Genomic DNA, 23,232 nt, shown 5'->3' on the forward strand with positions numbered 1-23,232 from the left:
AACGGAATCGGAAAGATCACAGGAGTATTATTATGCTTAAAATGTTTACCGCGCTGGCTATTCTGGCGACGTCAGCAAACGCTATGGCACAGGACGATATTACGCTGAACAGCCTCGCCAAAAAGGAGCCCGCCGCGTTTAATCAGATGCTCAAAGGACATCACCTGCCCGGTTGGGTCAGTTCAGGCGGCACGACCACGCCCGCGCGTACGGTAAAGCTTGGCGAGGATGTTTATCAGGTGCTCAGCGTCTGCAAACCTCACGATTGCGCTGCGGAGAGGCTCGCGGTGCTGTGGTCGGAAAAATCCAGACAAATGTCCGGAGTTTTTTCCACCGTTGACGATAAGACATCCCAGGAAAAGCTGACCTGGCTTAACGTTAGCGATCCATTATCCATCGATGGGAAAACGGTACTCTTTGCAGCCCTGAGCGGCAGTCTGGAAAACCATCCAGAGGCTTTCAACTACCCCTGAAATCCGCCAGCAAGCCCGGTGCGATGAACCCGCGACGCGCGTTCATCGCCCGCCAGCGCCCTCTTCTGCCGTGCGCGCCCAAAGGTGTACGGCAGAATTTCGGTAAAACGTCGTCAGGCCAGACGCACTCTCTCATGGTTCCCGACTTCTGTTTACAGGGAAATACCGGCGAACGACATAAAGCCCAGCGACATGAGTCCGGCGGTAATGAACACGCTGCCTAATCCGCGTAACCCTTTCGGCATATTGGCATATTTCAGCTTTTCGCGAATGCCAGCCAGCGCCACAATCGCCAGCGTCCAGCCAATACCGCATCCGGTGCCATAAGTCAGCGACTCAAGGAAGCTGTATTCACGCTGCACCATAAATATGGTCGCGCCAAAAATGGCGCAGTGGATGGTCAACAGCGGCAGAAACGGCCCTAAAGCATGGTTTAACGCATGGAAATATTTGTCGATCACCATCTCCAGGATCTGCACCAGCGCCGCAAGGACGCCGATAAACGTGATGAAATCGAGAAAACTGAGATCCACGCCTTCAATCAGAGCATTTTCTTTCAGTAGGTGATGATAAATCAGGTTGTTAATCGGCGTCGCAATGGCTAGCAGCGCCGTCACGGTGATCCCGAGCCGAAATGCGACATCGATCTTTTTGGAAATAGCGAGAAAAGTACACATGCCAAGGAAAAAATTGAGCGCCATATTTTCAACGAAAACCGCGCGGATAAAAATATTCAGGTGAGATTCGAACAAGACAACCTCCGTGTTGTTGAGTTGTTCCTCAATGATGACAAATTTTCAGGTGAAACAGGAAATTACGATTCGGTTTTGCCGAGTCGATCACCTTTTAATTTCCTGTTTGTGATCGAACAAACCAGCCCTTTCCTGACTAGCGAAATGAACGTGGCAGCATTTTGATAAACTCGCCAACCGGCACCGGTTGTGAGAAGTAGTAGCCCTGGTAAATAGCGATGCCCATATTCCTGAGCATTGTCAGCTGCTCCTTATCCTCCACGCCTTCGGCGATAATCTGACAGTTAAACTTCTTCGCCAGATTCACCATATTCTTGACCACCAGCGCGGAAGCATTATTGGTGACGATATTGAAGGTAAACACCTTATCGATTTTTATAATCTCAGGATTAAACTGCTGGATGTAGCTGTAGTTTGCGTAACCGGTACCGAAATCATCCAACGAAAACTGAATCCCGATGCGCCGCAGCTTATCCGTCACCTCCGAGGTTTGCAGCGTATTTTCAATCGACTCCCGCTCGGTTATCTCAAGGACGAGCCGAACTTCCGCCTCTTTCAGCTCCTGGATAAACGTCTGGCAGAGTTGGACTATCTCGTCATCCTGAAAGTTAACCGAGCTGGTGTTAAAGCAAATAAAGAGTCCTTTAGGGAGCAGGGACTGCTGGCGACGGAGCTGTCGGCTTACTTCCGCAAAGCAAATCGCCGTCACGTCTTTAATCAAACCGGTCTGTTCCGCAACGGAGATAAATTTATCCGGCGCAATAAATCCCTGTTTGGGATGTTCCCAGCGTACCAGCACCTCGCCGCCGATAATGGCGCCGTCCTCATCGTTAATTATCGGCTGAATATACGGTTTGAGCTGCTTCAGCTCGATCGCCTTCCTCAGCTGGTACTCAATCGTCTGCCGATAGCGGAGATAGTTTCTGAACAAAAAGGCGAGCAGCAAGGAGGCGAGAAGAATGGCGATGAGGGTATGCTGTTCATAGCGGATAAATGCGACTGCGCCGGAGGCAAAGCCGCGATCGGCAATGACCGAATAATTAAATTGCTCAGAGGTCAGACGCACGGGAATTTTGATCTTCGGCGTCGTGGTGACTTCCCCTTTGCGGTTCATTACCCGATCACCAACCTGAAGATACAAATGAGCATCGCCATCCAGAACGGATAAAATATTGTATAAATAATAGCCGTCAATACCTATCAGCGTGGTATTCCCCCGGTCGTCCTGTTCGCTATACACCATTAACGGATGAGACGGCGTAATATCGTTCCCCTGGAATAACTGCAACGACCCTTGGGTATATTGAGTACTATCAAACTGAAATTTGCGTCCGCCAAAAACCGAAGTGCAGTAGATCTCGTTATCCCGCCCTAAATTTACCGAGCGCACGTCGGGAATGGTCGCCACCAGCGTGCGCAGCTCCGTCAGGACGTTCTCATTGCAGTTTTTTCCCATAAAAGGTTCCGCCAGGTCGGCGGCCTGTTCGGCGTGGGAAACGGTCACATCAAGGCTGGCTATCGCCTGCTGCAGCCGTGACTGGATATCCTTATCCACCTTTTTTTGCATCTGCCAGTAGCAAAGACCGGTGCCAAGGCTGATTAATGCCATGAGAAATAGGATTATCCACAGACGATGGCGTGACGATGAGTAGTTCATTATGCTAATCCAGTTAGACTCGCCATCGGGGGCCGGCGGTCAATTGTTTGGCCAGATTTTAACAAATCCTTTTTAAACTCGCCCTGAACCGATCAAGTTTTAATGCATATCAATGATATATCATGGCCAGCCGTTGCGTGATGGCGCAGACGACTGGCCGCGAAATTTGCTGAGGCAAAAGCGGCGCTGTCTATGGCTAAATTATTGACTTAAAGTAGAATAATACGAAAATGACTTCTTTGTGCGCTGACCAGAAATGCTGGCAAATATGACGATTCACTCCCGTAATAGCATCCTGAAAAAAGTAAAAGCATCCGCCGTAGCTATCGCTGCAGCGCTGCTGCTGTCGCACTGCGGCAGTAAACCGCCCGTTTCTCTTGTCACGCCGCTGCCGCCCGCAACAAAGCAGCCGACGTTACCCAAAAGCCACGAGCCGGTGCGCGGCGTCTGGCTGACAACCGTCTCGCGCCTCGACTGGCCGCCGCTGGAATCCGTGAACGGCGGCATTACCGCCGATCGCCGCATCGCCCTGCAGCAGCAGGCGCTGATTGCCAAGCTGGATAATTTAAAAAGCCTCGGTATCAATACCGTTTTTTTCCAGGTGAAACCTGATGGCACCGCGCTCTGGCCGTCGAAGATCCTGCCGTGGTCCGATATGCTGACCGGTAAAATCGGCGAGGACCCGGGCTACGATCCGTTAAAGTTTATGCTGGATGAAGCCCATAAGCGCGGCATGCGCGTTCATGCATGGTTCAACCCCTATCGCGTCTCGGTCAATACTCGCCCCAAAACCGTCACCGAGCTTAACAGTACCCTTTCGCAGTTTCCCGCCAGCGTCTATGTCCTGCATCCGGAGTGGATCCGTACCTCCGGAGACCGTTTCGTTCTCGACCCGGGGATCCCGGAAGTGCGCGACTGGATCACCAGCATCGTGGCAGAGGTCGTAGAGCGCTATCCGGTAGACGGCGTCCAGTTCGATGATTACTTCTATACCGAAACGCCGGGGTCGAAGCTGAACGACAATCGGACGTTCCAGCAGTATGGCCAGGGCTTTGCTGCCAAAGCGGACTGGCGGCGGCACAATACCCAGCTGCTGATTGAGCAGGTTTCCCGCACTATCAAGCAGCTGAACCCCGCCGTAGAATTCGGCGTCAGCCCGGCGGGCGTCTGGCGCAATCGCTCTCACGATCCGTCCGGGTCCGATACCCGCGGCGCGGCGGCCTACGATGAGTCTTACGCGGATACCCGCCTGTGGGTTCAGCAGGGATGGCTGGACTATATCGCGCCGCAAATTTACTGGCCCTTCGCCCGCGACGCCGCGCGCTACGATGTGCTGGCAAAGTGGTGGGCTGAGGTGGTGAAGCCTACCCACACCCGGCTTTATATCGGCGTGGCGCTGTACAAAGTTGGCGAACCGTCAAAGAGCGAGCCTGACTGGATGATTAGCGGCGGCGTGCCGGAGCTGAAAAAGCAGCTTGATCTGAATGAATCCATGCCGCAAATTCAGGGCACTATTCTGTTCAGAGAGAATTACCTTAATCAGCCGCAGACCCAGCAGGCCGTTAACTACCTCAAAGGCCGCTGGGGAGGCTGATTCCCCCTGACAGGCCAGATGCCTGTTACTACAATCACCGCCGGAGGATGTATGTTGAAAAAATCGCTCATCGCCTTTTCCCTGTTTTGCGCCCTGTCGCCCGCTGTTTTTGCGGGCAACAGTGAAAGCGAACAGCTGAATAAGAAGAACGTCATTGATTTTTATAACAAAGCGTTAAATGACAAGGACTTTGCCGCCGCCAGGCCCTATCTCGGAGACCGCTACATACAGCATAACCCGATGGCGAAAGACGGCGTTGAAGGCTTTCAGCAGTTTATCGCCTTCCTGAAGAGTAAATATCCCGACTCGCGCAGCGTTATCAAGCAGGCCTTTGTCGACGGCGATCATGTGATCCTCCACGTGGAGGTAACCGGTCGCGAGCCGGGAGTGACGCGGGCGATTATCGATATCTTCCGCGTTGATGAACAGCATAAAATCGTTGAGCACTGGGACGTGACCCAGAACGTTCCGCAGAAAACCGCCAGCGGCAACGGCATGTTCTGAGCCTGAGCAGAGCTCCTCTGCTCATCATTCCCTCCGCTTTACCCATTTTCGCTTCGTACAGATGGGCACTTGTTTAAACAGTTTATTTACTTTACTGTAAAGTAAATAAACTGACGGGGTAAGGCGGATGTTCAACGAAGGAAAATGGGCAAAGCTGTTTTGTTTCATTGGATTATCATTTCTTCCCTGCGTAGCGAAGGCCTCACTGCTGAGTCTGGCTACGCAGGATCAGCAGATTCAGGCGGCATGTTCACGTGTAGATGAGCCGGCTCAGGCCAGGCTATGTCACGCCCTGCTCGTTAGCCAGCAGGCGGAGCAGCGCCAACGCTATCTGCATTTTTTACTGCAGCAGAATATTTTCAGTATTCAGACCTATGACTTTCTGTGGGGTGAATACCAGCGTACGACTGCATGTTCTGAAATCAGCCGCTTTTTTCTGTCGAGGGCGCTGGATGCGGCGCTACCGGCTCCACCCACGCCGGCATTTCCCCCATCCTCCGGGCTAAGCGAACCGCCGGCCGTGTTTGCGCTACAAGAATCCCTCAACTGACCGTAGGTGCATAACGATGCTGGCTCGCTTTTTTGTGTTTCGCCCGGTTTTTGCTGCCGTCATCGCCATCTGTATTATGGCGACCGGCGCTTTCGCCCTGCTGACCCTGCCCGTTGAACAATATCCGGATATTGCTCCTCCCGGCGTCAACGTCACCGCCAACTACCCCGGCGCCTCGGCTGAAACCGTTGAAGACAGCGTGACCCAGGTGCTGGAGCAGCAGATTAAAGGCATCGATGGCCTGCTCTATTTTTCCTCCAGCAGCAGTTCAGCAGGCCAGGCGCGTATTAGTCTCAGTTTCGATCAACGCATTGATCCCGATATGGCGCAGGTGCAGGTACAAAATGCCGTTAATCAGGCCATTACGCGTTTGCCTCAAGAGGTGCAGCAGCAAGGCCTTACGGTAACCAAGTCACAGGGTGACAGCCTGATGGTGGTGGCTCTGTACGATCAAACGCGAACGCTAACCAGCCTTGATATCAGCGACTTTCTCGTTAGCTCCCTGCAGGAGCCGCTGAGCCGGGTGGAAGGCGTGGGGGAAACGACCGTTTTCGGCGCCCAGTACGCGATGCGCATCTGGCTCAATCCGCTGCAGCTGAACGGCTACGGTTTGATGCCCTCCGACGTGCAGGCCGCCGTCGAGGCGCAAAATTCTCAGGTCACCAGCGGCGAAATTGGTTCACTGCCTACGCTGGAGGGGCAGTATCTGAACGCGACGGTCACCGCGCAGTCCCGCCTTGAGCATCCCGAACAGTTTGAAAACATTATTCTGCGCACCAACAGAGACGGCTCGGTGGTCTATCTGCGCGATGTCGCCCGGGTGGGGATCGGCGCGGAAAACTATCAAAACCAAACCACGCTCAACGGTTTCCCCTCAGCCGGAATCTCAATTCAGCTGGCCTCCGGGGCCAACGCGCTGGAGACGGCGGAGAAGATCCGGACAGAAGTCGAACGCCTGACGCCTCGCTTTCCGCAGGGCGTTGTCGCCGCTTATCCGCGCGACAGCACGCCGTTCGTGACGGTCTCTATCGAAAGCGTAGTGCGCACGCTGATTGAGGCGATTCTTTTTGTGGTGGCGGTCATGTATCTCTTTCTCCAGAGCTGGCGGGCAACGCTGATCCCGACCCTCACGGTGCCGGTCGTCCTGCTCGGTACCTTCGGCATCCTTAGCCTGCTGGGCTACAGCATCAATACGCTCACCCTCTTCGCGATGGTTCTGGCAATCGGTCTGCTGGTTGATGACGCTATCGTGGTGGTGGAGAACGTTGAACGCCTGATGGTGGAAGAGGATCTTACCCCGCTTGAAGCCACGCTGCGCTCAATGAATGAGATAACCGGCGCGCTGATTGGCATCGCGCTGGTACTCTCGGCGGTTTTTATCCCGATGGCGTTTTTCGGCGGCTCGGTGGGGATTATCTACCGGCAGTTCAGCGTGACCATCGTTTCGGCGATGGTGCTTTCCGCGCTGGTCGCACTGACCCTGACGCCGACGCTGTGCGCCCATCTGCTCAAACCCGGCCATCTTAAAAAAGGGCCGTTCTTCTCCGGTTTCAACCGCGGCGTCGCCGCCACTCAGAATCGTTACCTGGCGATTCTCCGGCGGATAGCGGTCCGCCCCTTCCGCTTTGTATTGCTGGCCCTGGCGCTGACGTTTTTGATGCTCTGGCAGTATCAGAAACTGGCTGGCGGCTTTCTGCCGGAAGAGGATCAGGGCGCGGTGATGGTTCAGTTTACGCTTCCCTCCGGCTCGCCGATGTCGATGACCGAAGAGGTCGGCGCGGAAATTAGCCGCTATTTCATGAGCGAGGAAGAGAATAACCTCAACGTCATCTTTATGGTCACCGGCAGAAATAACGCCGGCAGCGGGCAGAACGTCGGCATGGCTTTCGCCGAACTCAAGCACTGGGATGCGCGTCCCGGAGAACAGAACAGCGCTCAGGCGATCATTGCCCGGGCGAACCAGTACTTTGTTAAAACCTCCCGGCTGGCCAGCATCAGCGTGATGTCGCCACCCACCGTGCGCGGGCTCGGGCAGTCGAGCGGCTTTGAACTCTGGCTACAGGATAGCGCGCAAAACGGCAGCCCGTCGCTCATCGAGGCGCAAAACACCCTGCTCGCTGCCGCCAGACAACAGCCAGAACTGGATGCGGTGCGCATTAACAGCCTGGAGGAGAAGGCGCAGCTGCAGGTCGATGTTGACAGACAGAAAGCGCAGGCCCAGGGGTTGGATCAGGCCGCGATAAACAGCACTCTCTCTGCGGCCTGGGGCGGCGTGTACATTAACGACTTTATCGATCGCGGGCGCGTCAAGCGCGTGTACATGCAGGGAGACGCAGCCTGGCGTTCGACGCCGGAAAATTTATCCGCCTGGTTTGTCCGCGGCGACAGCAACAACATGGCCTCCTTCGACAGCTTCTCATCCTGGCGCTGGACCACCGGGCCGCAGATGCTTCAGCGTTTTAACGGACTGTCAGCCGTGCAGTTCCAGGGCAATGCGGCATCGGGCGTCAGCTCCGGTTCGGCGATGGCGGAAATGGCCGAACTGGTGGGCACGCTGAGTGGGTTTGATCTGCAATGGAGCGGTTTGTCCTGGCAGGAGCAGGCCTCTTCAGTGCAAACGCTATGGGTATATCTGGCCTCGCTGGCCTTTATGTTTTTGTGTCTGGCCGCCTTGTATGAAAGCTGGTCGATTCCGGTCGCCGTACTGCTGATCGTGCCGTTGGGGATTCTGGGGGCCGTGAGCGCGTCGCTGCTCGCCGGATATGAAAACGATATCTACTTCCAGGTCGGTATGCTGACGACCATGGGGCTTTCCGCCAAAAATGCGATTCTGATCGTTGAATTTGCGCTGGCGCAGTTTCAGCAAGGAAAAACCTTATCCGACGCGGCGCTGGAGGGCGCTCGTCTGCGCTTACGCCCCATCATTATGACCTCACTTGCATTTGTTGTCGGCGTTATCCCTCTGGTACTCTCTACCGGTGCCGGCGCTTCCAGCCAACGAGAGATTGGCACCGCGGTGATCGGCGGTATGCTCACCGGGACGCTGCTGACCTTGCTCTTCGTTCCACTCTTTTTCCTGCTGGTACAGCAAGGAATGATGCGCCTTAAAGGGCGCAAACGGTAAGGACTCAATTGATGGGAAATCAACGCGGGCGGCCAATGAAAGCCCGCCCACGCATTTTACAAACCGCCCGCGAGCTGTTTCTCAGGCACGGGCTTGATGTGTCGCTGGATACGATTGCCGCCGAAGCGGGAACCTCGCGGCCGACGCTCTACAGTCATTTCCCCGGCGGTAAAGACGCGCTGCTGCTGGAGACATTTGCGTTTCTCAATGACACCATGCAGCCGCCTCTGCGCCAGCTTTTGCAGGAGCGTCAGCAGGATTTTCCCGCGCTGCTGCGCGGGTTTGCGAAAGTGGTGCAAGCGCACTTTTATGCGCCGGAGAATATTCACTTTCAACGCCTGCTGATCCAGGTGCTGTTGCAAAAGCCCGAACTCTACGTCACGCTCGAACAGCGCCCCTCAGGGCGCGTTTTGCAGGCACTGAGCGAGATACTGGCGCAGAAAAAAAACGAAGGTTTGCTGACCATCAGCGATCCGGAGCTCGAAGCAACGGCGTTTCTCGGCGCGATTATGGGCTATCCGCTGCCGGGGGCCTTAATTGCGCAAAAAGCGGTGGAGCCAGAGAAGCTGGAACAGCTCGCGGAATGCGCGATTACCGTCTTTCTCAAGGCCTGGGGCTACCGGCCATAATCCAGGTTTACGCAGCCACTTTCAGGCCTGTCGCCGCCCTTATTCTGCTAAGCGGATAAAGACCAGGTCTTCGGCCCCGCGCCAGAGGCCGAAGAAAGACTAATCGGCGAGCAGATCGTCATACAGCGCGCGCAGGCGGGTTCGCAGGTAGAGTACCGCTTTATGCTTACGCGACAGCAGCGCCTGCTCGCTTGCGCCGGTCTCTTCGGCCAACTCCCGATAGCTGTAGCCCTGCAGTTCGGTTTTCTCAAATGCTTCGCGCTGGGCGGGCGGCAGTTCCGCGAGCGCCTGGTTTACCGCCTCCCAGAGCAGCGTTTTCAGATACGCCTCCTCCGGCGTTTGCGCAACGCCAAACAGCGTCTCGGCCAGCTCATCCTCGGGAAAGCCACCCTCTTCTTCCTCGCTGAAATCGCCAGCCAGCGGCAGCTCACGCTTTTTTCTCGCCCTGTCGGTCATCTCGTTTCGCGCGGCCCGGAACAGCCAGGCGGCAATATTCTCCACCGGTTGCTCGACGCGGATCAGCTGATAAGTCACTTCCTGCAGGATATCGTCCGCCTCATCCCTTTGCGGGATCCGGGCGCGAATAAACGCCTTCAGCTTCGTCCGGCAGGCGTCGAGAGCGGAAATCAGCCGCGATGGCGTCGCGATGCCGTTTTTCATTGCGCTCACTCGGGATCCGTATTTTTCACCGCAGGCTCCTGCTGCGGCGCATTTTCGCTACGACGATCGCGCCAGCCGCAGTGGCCACGATGCCCGCGATGACCAAAGCGCTGTACAAACTCATCGCGCTGCTCGGGACTCATCTTCATCCAGCGTTCATGCATTCGACGCCGCGCGTGTCCCATACCGAACATTCCCGGGCGAAAACCGAGACCGCCAAACAGGATCCGCGACAGCGCCAGAAGACCTAACGCCTGCCAGAAGCCGATGCCCTTTACCCCAAGGATAGCGGGCAGTAGCGCATTCCATAGCGACATGACCAGCAGCCCGAGAACGATGATTAATGCCGCGCCGATGAGAAGCGGTTTTGCCATTCTGTGGTCACCAAAACGGTGCTGATGGCGCTGCTCGCGCCTGTCGAAATCTCTCATGCTTTGTTTACCTCATAACGCTTGTGAATAGTAACCTGTGCAGAGGTAGACGAATGAGCGGACAAAATATTGCTAACAATATTTAAAAATCGACACACTTTATTTGTACGACAAATGTTATTGTGTGATCTTCATCACCTTTCGGTGCGGGCGGCGGCGGTAACGTTACCCGGTGATTCATCGAAAAAAGAGGAACTTATGAAGGCAGTAAAATCATTAAAAGCAGACTGGGCAATTATTACGCTGATGATTGTTGTCGCGGTCGTTATGTATGGCTATCTGATCCCCAAATACTGGTAATCGACGTCATACCTGCGCTGAACCGCCCCATCGCTCAGGGCGGCTCATCGACCCTCGCCATTACCGCTTATCGTTGAGCGTCTTAATCAAAAACGGCACCGAGTCGCGCAATGACGGGTTAACCGTTCCGCTATGATCCAGCCCCTCATAAATATGCACGTCCGCCCGGGTTCCCGCGCTTTTAACCGCATCCGCAAAGCGTTTTTGCATCGCCGTCGGTACGTTGATATCGACGCTGCCTATACCGATAAATACCGGATGATCGATTTTTAGCGTCGGGTAGAGCATGGTTTCTACGCTGGCGTTTAACAGCGAATCCACTCCCGGCTTGAGGGCATTCGCCGCATTGAGACCGGCCTTCATCACCTCATCGTTAAGCGGCGTAATGCATAAATGGTTCGCCTCTTTCAGCAGCGGTAGCGCTTTGTCCTGGAAATAGTCGGCGGGATTGAGCTGCGGGTTGCTGTCGGCAGCTGAAAGATAAATATAGAAAATATACGGAATTTTCGGATCGCCGCCGCTCGGCGCTTTGCCGCCTGCCGGCGGAAGAATGTCGGCTGCGGTGGTCCCTTTTTCAAAATAAGGCGTACCGGTCAGCACCGTTGCGCGAATATTAAGCTCGGGTGCATATTGCGGCTGATAGCCGGCGCTGGCGAAGGCGGCATGCGCTCCCTGCGACTGTCCTACCAGAATAAGTTCATTTTTGAGCGGAAACTGTTTCAGGGCGGCGCGAACGCTGTCAAGTACGCTCCACGCTTCGCCGCGGGCGTTCAGATAGTGGTGCAGCCCGGACGAGCCCAGACCGGCATAATCCGGCGCGACCACCGCATAGCCCAGCGACAGCCAGGTGTTCAGATACTGCTTATCGCGATCGCTGCGCGGGTTTAACGACGGCGCGCAGTGATTCGCCACGCCAACGGTACCGTGAGCCCAGACCACCACCGGCCATCCCCCTTCCGGCGTGGCGCCAAAGGGAATAAAGACCGCCGCGGTATCTTCGCGCGCGGTTTTACCGTTCACGCCGCTGTGGGAAGGATAACGCAGAAAATATTGCTTAGCCGCTTCGCTTAACCCGTTCTCCGCGCTGAGCGGAGAGACGGCATCGGTGCTGTCGGTAGCGGCGCTAGCCGGAACAGCGCTCATGGAAAGCAATAGCAGCGCAGAGGTGGCGGTAAGGAATTTTTTTGAGAGGGAATAAGTCATGACATCCTGTTCCATAATGGGGATGCACTTAGTGTAGACCCTGGCGCCTGAATACCAGCTCAATGAAGCGGGTCATTTTGCTGATTTGCATAAACCCTGAGTGGCTTCGCTTTTTATCCGCCACAAAAATGATATATTTTTATCAATCACCTCACAGGAAGAGAACAATGTCAGCGAAAAAAGTCACCATGAAGGATATAGCCAGAGACGCCAGAGTCGGTATCGCGACGGTGGACAGAGTGTTGAATAAACGAACTCCCGTGAAAGAGAGCACCGAACGTAAAGTGCTTGAGTCCGCCAGGCGCTTAGGCTTTGCGCTCGAACAATCGCAGTATCGGCTGGCAGCCGGTCAGTCGGCGATCCCGCTGAGAATGGGGTTCATCCTGCTGCAGGAGTCGCACTCGTTTTACCATCAACTGGCGCAGGCGCTTGAGCAGGCGGCATTGCCCTGGCATAGTCCGGCACAGGCGCCGGTGTTTCTGCATTATGACATTAACGCCATTGACGACATGGTTGCCGCAATCGCCCGCCTCAGCGAAGAGGTTGACGCAATCGGTATTGTGGCGCTGGATAATCCGCTTATCCGCCATGCCGTTGCTCAGGCCGTTGATAAAGGCGTGCGCGTCTTTACCCTGCTCTCCGATATGAGCATCCCGCAACGCACCGGCTACATTGGGCTGGATAATCAGAAAGCGGGCCGCACCGCCGGTTGGGCGGTGGACAGGCTGTGTCATGGAAGCGGCGAAATCGGCATTATCGTTGGCGATAACCGATTTATTTGTCAGGAAAGCTGCGAGATAAGTTTCCGTTCCTACCTGCGCGAACATGGCAAAGGCGACCGGGTGCTGGAGCCTGTACGCAGCCACGAACGCGCCGATATCGCCCGCCGGGTGACGGAGGAGATGCTGCAGCGTTATCCCGATCTGGAGGCCATCTACGCGCCCTGCGGCGGCGTGGAAGGGATTATCGCCGCGCTGCATGCGCATCAGCGTCAGCATCAGGTCACGCTGATTTGTCATGGCCCGGTAGACCACGGCGAGCTGGCGCTAATCGACGGGACAATCGATCTCATGCTGGCTCATCGGCTTGCCGAATTCGCCTCAGCGACCGTCGATGCCTTTGTCCAGTGCGCTCACCAGCCGCAGGCGACGTTTATTAACGCCCTGCAGCCTTTTGATTTACTCACCAAAGAAAACCTCTGATCGGCGAAAGCGCGGGTATATTCTCCGCGCTCCGCTTCAGCGCTACATTTGATAAAAAACTATCAATTAAAACATCAAAATAAACCTTGAATTCCATCAAAGAATTTAAATTTCATGATTGTTGAAGATGAAATTTTCATTCAATACTGGTCATGTTTTCTCCTCATCTGAAAAGGAAGCCATCATGACCATACATATTGCCAACGCGCCGTGCAGCTGGGGCGTCGATGATCCCAAAAATCCTTACCTGCCGCCGTGGACCAAGGTGCTGGAAGAGGCGGCGACGGCCGGTTATAAAAGTATTGAACTGGGGCCGTGGAGCTATCTGCCGACCCGAGCCGATGAACTCAGCGCCGCGCTGAATAAGCAGGGGCTGTCGCTGGTGGCCGGAACGATCTTTGACGATCTGGTCAGCGAAGAGAACTTTGCGAACATTGTCGCACTGACGCATAACATTTGCCGCAACCTGTCGCAGGTTCCATCGGCGGAAAAGACGCCGGGCAACCTCTTCCAGCCGCCTTATCTGGTGATTATTGATTTTGGCAATCCGCTGCGGGCGAAATACGCCGGACACAGCGAACTGGCCCCCCGCCTCTCTCCCGCCGACTGGCAGCGGATGATCGGCCATATTATTACCATCAGCCAACTGGCGTGGCAGGAGTACGGCGTTCGCCCGGTTATCCATCCTCACGCCGGCGGCTGCATCGAGTTTGCCGACGAAATCGACCTGCTCGCGGCGCAAATCCCCCATAATGTTGCCGGATTGTGTCTCGACACCGGCCATCTCTTCTATTCGGGTATGGACCCCGTCAGCTGGCTGGATCGCCATTTTGATCGCCTTGACTACCTGCACTTTAAAGATGTCGATCCGCAGGTATTCAGGAGCGTGATTTCCCGCGGCATCGACTTCTTCTCTGCCTGCGCGGAGGGCGTGATGTGTCCGCTCGGCAGCGGCGCCATTGATTATCCGGCGGTACGCGCCTTTCTCGACAAACGCGGCTATCAAGGCTGGATCACCATTGAGCAAGAGCGCGACCCGCGCAACGTTGAGGGCAGCCTTAAGGCGGTCACGGAAAGCCTGCGCTACCTGCATTCGGTTGGTTTTTAATCGGGAGATGAAACATGATTAACGGTATTAAACCTGTTGGCCGGTCGTTACGCTGGGGTATGGTGGGCGGCGGCGGAAGCAGCCAGATTGGTTATATTCACCGCTCCGCGGCGCTGCGCGACGGCACGTTTACCCTGCTGGCCGGGGCCTTCGATATTGACGCTCAGCGCGGGCGTGAGTTTGGCCAGCAGCTGGGCGTGGAGGCCGGGCGCTGTTACCCCGACTACGAAACGCTGTTTCGCGAAGAGGCCGCGCGGGAGGACGGTATTGAAGCGGTTTCCATCGCTACGCCGAACAATACCCACTACGCCATTTGCCGCGCGGCGCTGGAGGCCGGATTGCATGTGGTCTGCGAAAAACCGCTCTGTTTTACCGGCGAAAAGGCCGATGCGCTGGTGGCCCTGAGCGAAAAACAGCGCAAAATCATCGGCGTGACTTACGGCTACGCCGGTCATCAGCTGATTCTGCAGGCGCGGCAGATGATTGAGCAGGGGCTGCTGGGCGAGATACGCATTATCAATATGCAGTTCGCCCACGGTTTTCATAACCAGCCTGTGGAGCAGGAAAACCCCAGTACCCGCTGGCGAGTGGACCCGAAGTTTGTTGGTCCCAGCTACGTTCTGGGCGATCTCGCCACTCACCCGCTGTTTCTGGCGGAGACCATGGCGCCGAAGCTCAATATCACTCGCCTGATGTGCTCCCGCCAGAGCTTTGTCAAAAGCCGCGCGCCGCTGGAGGATAACGCGCATGTGCTGATGGAGTACGACAACGGCGCCGTGGGTTCGATGTGGTGCTCGGCGGTCAACAGCGGCTCAATGCACGGGCAGAAAGTCCGTATCGTCGGAGAAAAAGCCAGCCTTGAGTGGTGGGATGAACAGCCGAATCAGCTGCGCTATGAGATTCAGGGCGAGCCGGTGCGCATTCTCGAACGAGGTATGCCCTATCTGGACCCGCTGGCTCTGCACGATGACCGGATCGGCGGTGGCCATCCCGAAGGGCTGTTTGAGGCCTGGTCGAATTTGTACCGCCGCTTCGCCATCGCCATGGATGCTACCGATCGTTGCGACACTGCTTTGCTGGAAAACTTCTGGTACCCGGATGCCAAAGCCGGTGCGCTCGGCGTGCATTGGGTTGAGAACTGCGTCCGTTCAGCAGACAGTGGCGCCCGCTGGGTCGATTTCCATTAATCCATAAATAATATTTGCCGGGCGGCGGCTGACGCCTTGCCCGGCCAAAGAGAATCGGGCCGTTCTGCGCCCGGCAAGACGCCACCCGCCACTGGGCCAAAATGATGCACAACGGCCATTTATCGCAGTGTCTTAACGTGACAGTGTCACCAACTCTCAGCAAATTCACAGCATTGTAATCAAAAAGCGAATGTCGTATAACAGGTGCCAAACCGAGGGGTGTCCCGTGAGGGCTGAGATGGCGTAAGCCGAACCCTTTGAACCTGATCTGGGTCATGCCAGCGAAGGGACGGGTCGGCATTTCCGCCAGTTTTGCGCCATTGCCTGTTCACACTTCTTTCAGCACGCCCGGATCTCCCTATTATCAGGAGGTCCTGTGATTCTTCCCGCATTTACTCAGGGTATTTATGGTCGTCTGCGCCTGCAGGCCGGTGCTGACTGGCAGCGCTACATCGCCCATCCCTTCCTGCGCCAGCTTGCCGACGGCACCCTTCCCGAACCCGCTTTCCGTCGCTATCTGACGCAGGATTACCTGTTCCTGATCCACTTTGCACGCAGCTACGCGCTGCTGGTGAGCAAGCTGCGTACCCTCGCGGAAATGCGCGTTGCCGCCGCGTCCATGAACGCCATTCTCGACGAACTGCCGCTGCACGTCGGCTACTGTACGGGATGGGGGCTGGATGAAGCGACGATGGCGGCTGAAGAGGAAGCCGCTGAAACGGTAAATTATACCCGCTACGTACTGGACATTGGCCACGCCGGCGATGCGCTGGATCTACTGGCGGCGCTGATGCCCTGCGTGGCCGGCTATGCGGAAATCGGCCTCGGTCTGCTGCACGACCCGGCGACCCGGCTGACTGCCAACCCGTATGCCTCGTGGATCCGCAACTATGGTGATGAGGGCTACCTTAACGGCGTCAATGCAGCCTTAAACCTGCTGGAAACCCTCTGGCAGCAGCGCGGCGGTGAAGCGCGTTTTGCCGAACTCAGCGCCATTTTCACGACCGCTACGCGCCTGGAGGCTAACTTCTGGCAAATGGGCCTTAACGCCCTCGCGGAGCGCCAGGCGTGATGGCTCCCGGCATCGAAGTACGCGGACTGAGCCTGCGCTTTGGTTTACGACCGATCTTCGACAATTTGACGTTCTCTATTCCTGGCGGCCAGTGGAGCTCGCTGCTGGGGGCCAGCGGCGCCGGTAAAACCAGCCTCCTGCGCATCATCGCCGGGCTGGCGAAAGCCTCTGGGGGCGAAGTTCGCGCCAGCGATGGCCTGGCGATTGCCGGACGCCTGGCGTGGATGGGGCAAAAAGATCTGCTTTACCCGTGGCTAAGCGTGCGCGACAACGTCTCGCTGGGGGCGCGCCTGCGCGGGGAGCGCATCGATCACCTGCGCGTGACCACGCTGCTACAGCAGGTTGGGCTTGAACACTGCGCCGATGACCGCCCGGCCGCTCTCTCCGGCGGCATGCGTCAGCGTGCGGCGCTGGCGCGTACGCTCTACGAAGACCGGCCCATCGTGCTGATGGACGAGCCCTTTTCCGCGCTCGACACGATCACCCGCACGCGTATTCAGTCCCTGGCCGCCCGGCTGTTGGTGAACCGGACCGTTGTACTGATCACCCACGATCCGATGGAAGCCTGCCGTCTGAGCCACCGTCTGCTCGTCCTTTCCCCGGCCCCCGGCGGGATTGACGACACGCATCGCTTGTCCGGCATACCGCCGCGCGCGCCGGACGATCCGGCGCTATTAGCCGGTCAGGCGGAGTTGCTGCAACAGCTGATAAGGGCTAACGAATGAGCGCAAAACTGTTTCGCGCCGCCGTGGTGTTCTGCGGCCTGCTCCTGATTTGGTGGCTGGTGACCCGCAGCGGCATTCCCGCCTTTCTGCTGCCTTCGCCTTCGGCAGTGGCAAGCGCCCTGTGGGTCAACCGCGCCTACCTCGGTGGGCACACGCTGATCACATTAAGCGAGATCCTCAGCGGTCTCGCGCTCGGCGTTCTGCTCGGCGTGATACTGGCGCTGTGCATGATTGTTTCGCCGCGCCTTCAGCGTTGGCTGATGCCGTTGGTGCTGACCAGCCAGGCGATCCCGGTCTTTGCCCTTGCCCCGCTGCTGGTGCTGTGGTTCGGCTTCGGGATGAGCGCCAAGGTTATGATGGCGGTGCTGGTGATCTTCTTTCCCGTCACCTCGGCGTTTTTTGACGGCCTGCGCCGGGTTAACCAGGACTATCTTGACCTCGCGCGCACCATGGGCGCCTCTTTTGGCGCGCAGCTGCGCCACGTCCGCATGATGGCTGCCCTTCCGGCCCTCGGTTCCGGTCTGCGGATGGCGGCCGCCGTTGCGCCCATCGGGGCGATTATCGGCGAATGGGTCGGTTCAGCCGAAGGACTGGGCTACGTCATGCTTAACGCCAATGCCCGTCTGCAAACCGATATCTGCTTTGCAGCCCTGTTTATTCTGGTGCTACTGACCGTCCTGCTGTGGCTGGCGGTGGATGCTTTTTTACACCGGCTGATTAACTGGACGCCGGAATGACGCTCTTAAATAAAAGGACTAACCATGCGTAAACGTATTTATGCCGGTATCACGCTTGCCGCGCTGTTCAGCGGTCAGGCGCTGGCCAATGAAAAACTCACCCTGGTGCTGGACTGGTATATCAATCCCGACCACGCGCCGATCGTGGTGGCTGAACAGATTGGCGCCTTTAAAGAGGCGGGTCTGGACGTTAAAATTGTGCCACCGTCCGACCCGGCGCTGCCGCCGCGATTAGTCGCCGCCCGCCAGGCGGACCTGGCGATTACCTACCAGCCGCAGGTGCATTTTTTTGCCGATGAAGGTCTGCCGCTGGTCCGCGTCGGCACGCTGATTAATTCACCGCTGAACACGGTGATCGCGCTGGATAAAAGCATCAAATCTCCCGCCGATCTGCAGGGCAAAAAAGTGGGGTATTCGGTAAGCGGAATCGAACAAGCGACGCTGGCCACTATGGCACAGCACGCGAAAATCGATCCCAAAAGCATCAAGCTCATCAATGTTAACTTTCAGCTGACCAGCGCCCTGCTGGCCGGACAGGTCGATGCGGTGATTGGCGGCTATCGTAATATCGAAGCGCTGGAACTGCAGCTTCAGGGGAAAGATCCGCAGGTGATGAACGTCGAGGATTACGGCGTCCCGGCCTACGATGAGCTGGTGATTGTCGCCAACCGGGACGACGTCAACGCGCCGAAAATCAGGACGTTCCTGCAAGCGCTGCAAAAAGGCGTTGCTTACCTTCGCGCTCATCCGCAGGAAACCTGGCAGGCGTTTGCCGACGCGCATCCTGAACTTAACACGGAGCTGAACAAGCAGGCCTGGCTGAAAACTCTTCCTCTGTTTGCCAGCGATCCGGCAGCGCTGGATAAACCTCGTTATGAAGCTTATGAACAGTTTTTATATAACAACAAGTTGGTGAAAAAAGTCACACCTTTAACGAATTATGCGGTTGAACTGCACTAAGTCATACCATTGCTGGCGGAAATCTTTCGCCAGCAATAGCCAGGCGGCAGTAATAAAAATTGCGAGAATCCCTCACTAATAATTACAATTTTAAAGGTCTTTCATCCTTTAAAACACTTCTTTTTTATCAATGCGTTATGCGTTAATTTTGCAGTGTAAAAATAACGTAAATATAGCTTAATCAATAAAACGTTGAACGCGGTTCTAAAAAGCCATATATTGTGCCCGCTTTAATGCATGGCGATTCATTTTCTTACACCATTTTATTCAACCAGCGCTCAACCGTAACGCTGGTTGTGGGAGTGATATGATGACGGATAAAGTCCGTATTGATACTTTAGGCGCAGATTTATTAGATGCAAACAACGATACCTTTTTGGCCCGTCAGGCTGAATTCGAATCGAATGTCAGGAGCTACCCGCGCAAGCTGCCCCTTGCGATTACTAAAGCGGAAGGCGTCTGGCTGACCGATGCGGATAACAAACAGTATCTCGACTGCCTTGCCGGCGCAGGTACTCTGGCTCTCGGTCACAACCACCCTGATGTGCTGCAGAGCATCCAAAGTGTCATTACCAGCGGCTTGCCGTTACATACTCTCGATCTCACCACTCCGTTAAAAGATCGCTTCTCTGAATACCTGCTTTCCCTGCTGCCGGGCGAAGGTAAAGAATACTGCCTGCAGTTCACCGGTCCCTCCGGCGCTGACGCCGTAGAAGCGGCGCTGAAGCTGGCGAAAAAATACACCGGCCGTACTTCCGTAATCAGCTTCTCCGGCGGTTACCACGGGATGACCCACGGCGCGCTGTCCGTCACCGGTAACCTGTCGCCCAAAGCGGCGGTTAACGGCATGATGCCGGAAGTGCAGTTTATGCCTTACCCGCACCAGTACCGCTGCCCGCTGGGTATCGGCGGTGAGGCCGGCGTAAAAGCGCTGACCTACTACTTCGAAAACCTGATTAACGACGTCGAAAGCGGCGTGCGTAAACCGGCGGCGGTGATCCTTGAAGCCGTTCAGGGTGAAGGCGGCGTGAACCCGGCTCCGGTCGAGTGGCTGCAGCGCATCCGTAAAGTGACTCAGGAACACGGCATTCTGCTGATCGTCGATGAAGTTCAGGCGGGCTTTGCGCGTACCGGTAAATTCTTCGCCTTCGAACACGCGGGCATCGAGCCGGACATTATCGTGATGTCGAAAGCCGTCGGCGGCGGCCTGCCGCTGGCCGTTCTCGGTATCAAAAAGCAGTTCGACGCCTGGGAACCGGGTCACCACACCGGCACCTTCCGCGGCAACCAGCTGGCGATGGCGACCGGCCTGACCACCCTGCGCCACCTGAAAGACAATAACATTGCGGATAAAACCGCCGCTCAGGGCGAATGGCTGAAGGGCAAGCTGGCCGAGATGCAGAAACGCTATCCGGTGATTGGCCACGTTCGCGGTCTGGGCCTGATGATCGGTATTGAGATCGTTAAACCGAACGAAGCGCCGGATCACATGGGCTGCTACCCGGCGGACGGCGAACTCTCCGCCCTGCTGCAGAAGAAATGCTTCGAAGCGGGCGTGATCCTCGAGCGCGGCGGTCGCCACGGCTGCGTGCTGCGTCTGCTGCCGTCCCTGCTGATCAGCAACGCTGAGCTGGAAATTTTCTTCGACAAATTTGAACAGGCCCTGCTGGCCGCCGGCGTAAAACCGGTCTGAGTGGAGTAAGTGACCGCAATGTCCAAGTTGAATCCGATTCTTGCTGGTTCCGCACAGAGTATTGATGCCTATCAGCAAGCGATCGCCCAGACCAGCCAGGCTGTCGCGCAGTGGTTGCAGCAGCCTGAAATGTATCAGGGGAAAAGCGTTGACGAACTGCGTGAGCGCATCACCCTTGATTTCAACGAACAGGGTCTGGGCAACCAGGCGGCGATTGAACGTGCGATCGAGTACTTCCTGAAAGACAGCCTGTCGGTACATCACCCGCAGTGCGTGGCGCATCTACACTGCCCGAGCCTGGTGATTAGCCAGGCGGCGGAAGTGCTGATTAACGCCACCAACCAGAGCATGGACTCCTGGGATCAAAGCCCGTCAGCCACCATCATTGAGATCAAGCTTATTGAATGGCTGCGTGCGCAGGTCGGCTACGGCGCTGGCGATGCGGGCGTGTTCACCAGCGGCGGTACCCAGAGCAACATGATGGGCCTGATGCTGGCGCGCGATGCCTTCTTTGCCCGCCAGGGCCACTCCATCCAGCAGGATGGTCTGCCGGGCGATGTTCGTCGCTACAAAGTACTGTGTTCTGAAAACGCCCACTTCTCGGTGCAGAAGAATATGGCGCTGATGGGCCTCGGCTACCGTTCCGTGACGCTGGTGAAAACCGACCAATTCGCGCGGATGGACGTGGCGGACCTGAAAGCGAAAATCGCCGAGGCTCAGGCTAACGGCGAGCAGATTATGGCGATTGTCGCTACCGCTGGTACTACCGACGCGGGGGCCATTGACCCACTGCGAGAAATCGCGGCTGTCGCGGCAGAGCATCAGATCTGGCTGCACGTTGACGCAGCCTGGGGCGGCGCGCTGCTGATGTCTGAGAAGTATCGCGATCGTCTGGACGGCATTGACTTAGTGGATTCCATCACTCTGGATTTCCATAAGCAGTTCTTCCAGACCATCAGCTGCGGCGCGTTTCTGTTAAAAGAAGCCCGTCACTACGAGCTGATGCGCTATCAGGCGGCCTATCTGAACTCTGAGTTCGATGAAGAGCATGGCGTACCGAACCTGGTGTCCAAATCGCTGCAGACCACCCGCCGCTTCGACGCGCTGAAGCTGTGGATGGGTCTTGAGGCGCTGGGCCAGAAGCAGTACGCGGAAATCATCGATCACGGCGTGACGATGGCGCTGAACGTAGCGGATTATGTCGAAACGCAGCCGACGCTGGAACTGGTGATGCAGCCGCAGCTGGCGAGCGTGCTGTTCCGTTCCCGTCCGCAGCAGATGGCGGGCAGCGACGACGCCGCCATCGCCCTGCTCAACCAGCGGGTAGGCGATGCGCTGCTGGCCTCCGGCCGCGCTAACGTCGGGGTGACCGAGCACAACAGCGTTACCTGCCTGAAGCTGACCTTGCTGAACCCGATCGTTACGTTAGATGACGTGAAGGTGCTGCTGAGCCTGGTCGATCGCACCGCCCAGGAGCTGCTGGCGCAGTAAGCTTTTCGCATTGACCACGAAAGCCGATAACTTACCTTATCGGCTTTTTTATTGGGTTTCGCCCTGAGCTTGTGACGTTGTCACGCCATTTCCCGGGGGCGGCGCAAGGCGCCTGCCCGGGCTACAGTCCTGCAGACTGCTGAGGACGCGTAGCCCGGACAGATGCGCAGCATCGCCTCCGGGAAATTCTGCCACTTCGGGCGCTTTCCCCGGAGGCGTTATATCTGCGCCGGACGTGCGATGGCGCGATGTTGTCGCACCGGGTATCGACTCTCCTTTCCGATACACGGTGAGACAAACAAACGATCAGGCGAGATAACGTGCCGCTGGCTCAGATTGCACGAAAGCGGGCAGCATAGCCTGACGCGTCGCGTTCAGCGTCTGCCACTGCGTTTCGTCCTGCAGCGGCGGTATGGTGACCAATTCGCGGCGGTCAAAACCGACCAGGGCGGCATCCACCAGTTTCTCCACCTCCATAACGCCGGGAATGGCGTTGACATCTTTACCGCTATGCTGCCAGATTTCGGTACGGGTGGCCGCAGGCAGGACCGCCTGCACGTATACGCCCTTCGCGCTTAGCTCAACGTCGAGCCCCTGCGAAAGAAACAGCACAAACGCTTTTGTCGCGCCGTATACGGTCAGGCCCATTTCCGGGCCCAGCCCAACCACCGATGCAATATTGACGATGGACCCTGTTCCAGCCCGAGCCAAACGCGGTGCGATAGCGTTTGCCAGGCGGGTCACGGCAGTAACGTTGAGGGTAATCAGCCGAGTGATATCGGCGCTGCTCTGGTTAAGAAAATCGCCGGGTATCGACGTGCCGGCATTGTTAATCAGTATCCCAATTTGTGCGTCTTCCCGCAGTCGCTGCTCGACGGCGGTAATGTCGCTATCCTGGGTTAAGTCGGCCTGCAGGATGTCGACCTGAACGCCGGTTTCACCGCGCAGCCGCTCGGCCAGCGCCGTCAGCCGCTCGAGATGACGCGCAACGAGCACCAGGTCATGACCGCGGCGAGCAAAACGTTCGGCATAGACTGCGCCAATACCTGTCGATGCCCCGGTCACCAGTACTGCTGATTGACTACTCATAACGACACTCCTGAATTATACATGATGGTCGTCATGTATAATGGCACGAGCTGGGTAAGCTGTAAATATTGTTATATGATGGTCATCATAA

Annotated in this window: 22 protein-coding genes and 1 riboswitch; of the genes, 16 read left to right on the forward strand and 6 right to left on the reverse strand. The window is 56.6% G+C overall.

The features are described from left to right. The first annotated feature begins 32 nt into the window (after positions 1–32). A complete protein-coding gene (ivy, locus tag ABLV75_RS04665) occupies positions 33–473 on the forward strand; it encodes an Ivy family C-type lysozyme inhibitor (RefSeq protein WP_004102042.1) in 441 nt (146 codons plus the stop codon). Between the two features lie 152 nt (positions 474–625). Here the strand turns inward: ivy and nqrE are convergent, their stop codons facing one another. Together nqrE and ABLV75_RS04675 are read right to left on the reverse strand one after the other, a co-directional pair. Next, positions 626–1,225: an NADH:ubiquinone reductase (Na(+)-transporting) subunit E gene (gene nqrE / locus ABLV75_RS04670; protein WP_004102040.1), complete on the reverse strand. Its 600-nt coding sequence runs from the start codon at positions 1,223–1,225 to the stop codon at positions 626–628. Between the two features lie 136 nt (positions 1,226–1,361). Continuing rightward, a complete protein-coding gene (locus tag ABLV75_RS04675) occupies positions 1,362–2,882 on the reverse strand; it encodes a cyclic diguanylate phosphodiesterase (protein WP_004102038.1) in 1,521 nt (506 codons plus the stop codon). Positions 2,883–3,150: 268 nt separating this feature from the next. On the opposite strand from ABLV75_RS04675, the gene ABLV75_RS04680 reads away from it, so the two are divergent. The 5 genes from ABLV75_RS04680 to ABLV75_RS04700 all read left to right on the forward strand — a co-directional run bounded on the left by ABLV75_RS04680 (position 3,151) and on the right by ABLV75_RS04700 (position 9,283). Continuing rightward, positions 3,151–4,476: a glycoside hydrolase family 10 protein gene (locus tag ABLV75_RS04680; protein WP_049094763.1), complete on the forward strand. Its 1,326-nt coding sequence runs from the start codon at positions 3,151–3,153 to the stop codon at positions 4,474–4,476. A gap of 51 nt (positions 4,477–4,527) precedes the next feature. Then, positions 4,528–4,980 (forward strand): nuclear transport factor 2 family protein, encoded by a 453-nt coding sequence (locus ABLV75_RS04685; protein ID WP_004102035.1) that lies wholly within the window; start codon positions 4,528–4,530, stop codon positions 4,978–4,980. Between the two features lie 127 nt (positions 4,981–5,107). Beyond that, positions 5,108–5,530 (forward strand): hypothetical protein, encoded by a 423-nt coding sequence (locus tag ABLV75_RS04690; protein WP_004102033.1) that lies wholly within the window; start codon positions 5,108–5,110, stop codon positions 5,528–5,530. A gap of 16 nt (positions 5,531–5,546) precedes the next feature. Further along, positions 5,547–8,654: a multidrug efflux RND transporter permease subunit gene (locus ABLV75_RS04695; RefSeq protein WP_004102030.1), complete on the forward strand. Its 3,108-nt coding sequence runs from the start codon at positions 5,547–5,549 to the stop codon at positions 8,652–8,654. 11 nt (positions 8,655–8,665) lie between these two features. Further along, positions 8,666–9,283 carry a TetR/AcrR family transcriptional regulator gene (locus ABLV75_RS04700; RefSeq protein WP_004102028.1) on the forward strand — a complete coding sequence of 206 codons (618 nt, stop codon included), beginning with the start codon at positions 8,666–8,668 and terminating at the stop codon, positions 9,281–9,283. 99 nt (positions 9,284–9,382) lie between these two features. Here ABLV75_RS04700 and ABLV75_RS04705 read toward each other — a convergent pair whose 3' ends face one another. Next, entirely contained in the window at positions 9,383–9,943 is a 561-nt protein-coding gene (locus ABLV75_RS04705) for an RNA polymerase sigma factor (RefSeq protein WP_004102026.1), read from the reverse strand. A 5-nt stretch (positions 9,944–9,948) separates the two neighbouring features. After that, on the reverse strand, positions 9,949–10,374 hold the full coding sequence (locus ABLV75_RS04710; RefSeq protein WP_017145893.1) for a hypothetical protein: 426 nt from the start codon (positions 10,372–10,374) through the stop codon (positions 9,949–9,951). A gap of 198 nt (positions 10,375–10,572) precedes the next feature. Here ABLV75_RS04710 and ykgR point away from each other — a divergent pair, with 198 nt between their 5' ends. Continuing rightward, on the forward strand, positions 10,573–10,674 hold the full coding sequence (gene ykgR / locus ABLV75_RS04715) for a small membrane protein YkgR (RefSeq protein WP_004102022.1): 102 nt from the start codon (positions 10,573–10,575) through the stop codon (positions 10,672–10,674). A 60-nt stretch (positions 10,675–10,734) separates the two neighbouring features. Here the strand turns inward: ykgR and ABLV75_RS04720 are convergent, their stop codons facing one another. Further along, complete coding sequence (locus ABLV75_RS04720; protein WP_004102018.1) at positions 10,735–11,877, reverse strand: alpha/beta hydrolase; 1,143 nt, start codon at positions 11,875–11,877, stop codon at positions 10,735–10,737. Between the two features lie 167 nt (positions 11,878–12,044). Between ABLV75_RS04720 and ABLV75_RS04725 the strand changes: the two genes are divergently transcribed. The 9 genes from ABLV75_RS04725 (at position 12,045) to ABLV75_RS04765 (ending at position 22,052) form a co-directional block, all read left to right on the forward strand. Then, positions 12,045–13,079, forward strand: coding sequence for a LacI family DNA-binding transcriptional regulator (locus ABLV75_RS04725; RefSeq protein WP_016809028.1), 1,035 nt, complete (start codon positions 12,045–12,047; stop codon positions 13,077–13,079). 184 nt (positions 13,080–13,263) lie between these two features. Beyond that, on the forward strand, positions 13,264–14,187 hold the full coding sequence (locus tag ABLV75_RS04730; RefSeq protein WP_142447905.1) for a TIM barrel protein: 924 nt from the start codon (positions 13,264–13,266) through the stop codon (positions 14,185–14,187). A 14-nt stretch (positions 14,188–14,201) separates the two neighbouring features. Next, entirely contained in the window at positions 14,202–15,374 is a 1,173-nt protein-coding gene (locus ABLV75_RS04735) for a Gfo/Idh/MocA family oxidoreductase (protein ID WP_142447904.1), read from the forward strand. A gap of 205 nt (positions 15,375–15,579) precedes the next feature. Beyond that, positions 15,580–15,681: riboswitch (TPP riboswitch) on the forward strand. A 69-nt stretch (positions 15,682–15,750) separates the two neighbouring features. After that, the gene (locus tag ABLV75_RS04740) at positions 15,751–16,446 is read left to right on the forward strand and encodes a TenA family protein (RefSeq protein WP_047719841.1); all 696 of its coding nucleotides are present in this window, start codon (positions 15,751–15,753) and stop codon (positions 16,444–16,446) included. After that, positions 16,443–17,171 carry an ABC transporter ATP-binding protein gene (locus tag ABLV75_RS04745; RefSeq protein ID WP_024274161.1) on the forward strand — a complete coding sequence of 243 codons (729 nt, stop codon included), beginning with the start codon at positions 16,443–16,445 and terminating at the stop codon, positions 17,169–17,171. Before ABLV75_RS04740 ends, ABLV75_RS04745 begins: the two co-directional genes overlap by 4 nt. Next, on the forward strand, positions 17,168–17,908 hold the full coding sequence (locus ABLV75_RS04750; RefSeq protein ID WP_032746075.1) for an ABC transporter permease: 741 nt from the start codon (positions 17,168–17,170) through the stop codon (positions 17,906–17,908). Before ABLV75_RS04745 ends, ABLV75_RS04750 begins: the two co-directional genes overlap by 4 nt. Before the next feature lie 24 nt (positions 17,909–17,932). Next, positions 17,933–18,868, forward strand: coding sequence for an ABC transporter substrate-binding protein (locus tag ABLV75_RS04755; RefSeq protein ID WP_017145897.1), 936 nt, complete (start codon positions 17,933–17,935; stop codon positions 18,866–18,868). A gap of 307 nt (positions 18,869–19,175) precedes the next feature. Then, positions 19,176–20,561 (forward strand): diaminobutyrate--2-oxoglutarate transaminase, encoded by a 1,386-nt coding sequence (locus tag ABLV75_RS04760; RefSeq protein WP_017145898.1) that lies wholly within the window; start codon positions 19,176–19,178, stop codon positions 20,559–20,561. A 9-nt stretch (positions 20,562–20,570) separates the two neighbouring features. Continuing rightward, the gene (locus ABLV75_RS04765) at positions 20,571–22,052 is read left to right on the forward strand and encodes an aspartate aminotransferase family protein (RefSeq protein WP_166643886.1); all 1,482 of its coding nucleotides are present in this window, start codon (positions 20,571–20,573) and stop codon (positions 22,050–22,052) included. A gap of 306 nt (positions 22,053–22,358) precedes the next feature. On the opposite strand, the gene ABLV75_RS04770 is transcribed toward ABLV75_RS04765, so the two are convergent. After that, positions 22,359–23,141 (reverse strand): SDR family oxidoreductase, encoded by a 783-nt coding sequence (locus ABLV75_RS04770; RefSeq protein ID WP_023329689.1) that lies wholly within the window; start codon positions 23,139–23,141, stop codon positions 22,359–22,361. Positions 23,142–23,232: the final 91 nt, after the last annotated feature.

Origin of the sequence: Klebsiella sp. CN_Kp066 (assembly GCF_040065135.1) — a bacterium.
GTDB classification, from domain to species: Bacteria; Pseudomonadota; Gammaproteobacteria; order Enterobacterales; family Enterobacteriaceae; genus Klebsiella; species Klebsiella oxytoca.

Coding starts and splice junctions, on each gene's coding strand:
- ABLV75_RS04695 (WP_004102030.1), top strand. CDS start 5,547: ATGCTGGCTCGCTTTTTTGTGTTTCGCCCGGTTTTTGCTGCCGTCATC.
- ABLV75_RS04730 (WP_142447905.1), top strand. CDS start 13,264: ATGACCATACATATTGCCAACGCGCCGTGCAGCTGGGGCGTCGATGAT.
- ABLV75_RS04680 (WP_049094763.1), top strand. CDS start 3,151: ATGACGATTCACTCCCGTAATAGCATCCTGAAAAAAGTAAAAGCATCC.
- ABLV75_RS04705 (WP_004102026.1), bottom strand. CDS start 9,943: ATGAAAAACGGCATCGCGACGCCATCGCGGCTGATTTCCGCTCTCGAC.
- ABLV75_RS04720 (WP_004102018.1), bottom strand. CDS start 11,877: ATGACTTATTCCCTCTCAAAAAAATTCCTTACCGCCACCTCTGCGCTG.
- ABLV75_RS04690 (WP_004102033.1), top strand. CDS start 5,108: ATGTTCAACGAAGGAAAATGGGCAAAGCTGTTTTGTTTCATTGGATTA.
- ABLV75_RS04735 (WP_142447904.1), top strand. CDS start 14,202: ATGATTAACGGTATTAAACCTGTTGGCCGGTCGTTACGCTGGGGTATG.
- ABLV75_RS04750 (WP_032746075.1), top strand. CDS start 17,168: ATGAGCGCAAAACTGTTTCGCGCCGCCGTGGTGTTCTGCGGCCTGCTC.
- ABLV75_RS04755 (WP_017145897.1), top strand. CDS start 17,933: ATGCGTAAACGTATTTATGCCGGTATCACGCTTGCCGCGCTGTTCAGC.
- ABLV75_RS04675 (WP_004102038.1), bottom strand. CDS start 2,882: ATGAACTACTCATCGTCACGCCATCGTCTGTGGATAATCCTATTTCTC.
- ABLV75_RS04700 (WP_004102028.1), top strand. CDS start 8,666: ATGGGAAATCAACGCGGGCGGCCAATGAAAGCCCGCCCACGCATTTTA.
- ABLV75_RS04760 (WP_017145898.1), top strand. CDS start 19,176: ATGATGACGGATAAAGTCCGTATTGATACTTTAGGCGCAGATTTATTA.
- ABLV75_RS04770 (WP_023329689.1), bottom strand. CDS start 23,141: ATGAGTAGTCAATCAGCAGTACTGGTGACCGGGGCATCGACAGGTATT.
- ABLV75_RS04685 (WP_004102035.1), top strand. CDS start 4,528: ATGTTGAAAAAATCGCTCATCGCCTTTTCCCTGTTTTGCGCCCTGTCG.
- ABLV75_RS04710 (WP_017145893.1), bottom strand. CDS start 10,374: ATGAGAGATTTCGACAGGCGCGAGCAGCGCCATCAGCACCGTTTTGGT.
- ABLV75_RS04725 (WP_016809028.1), top strand. CDS start 12,045: ATGTCAGCGAAAAAAGTCACCATGAAGGATATAGCCAGAGACGCCAGA.
- ykgR (WP_004102022.1), top strand. CDS start 10,573: ATGAAGGCAGTAAAATCATTAAAAGCAGACTGGGCAATTATTACGCTG.
- ivy (WP_004102042.1), top strand. CDS start 33: ATGCTTAAAATGTTTACCGCGCTGGCTATTCTGGCGACGTCAGCAAAC.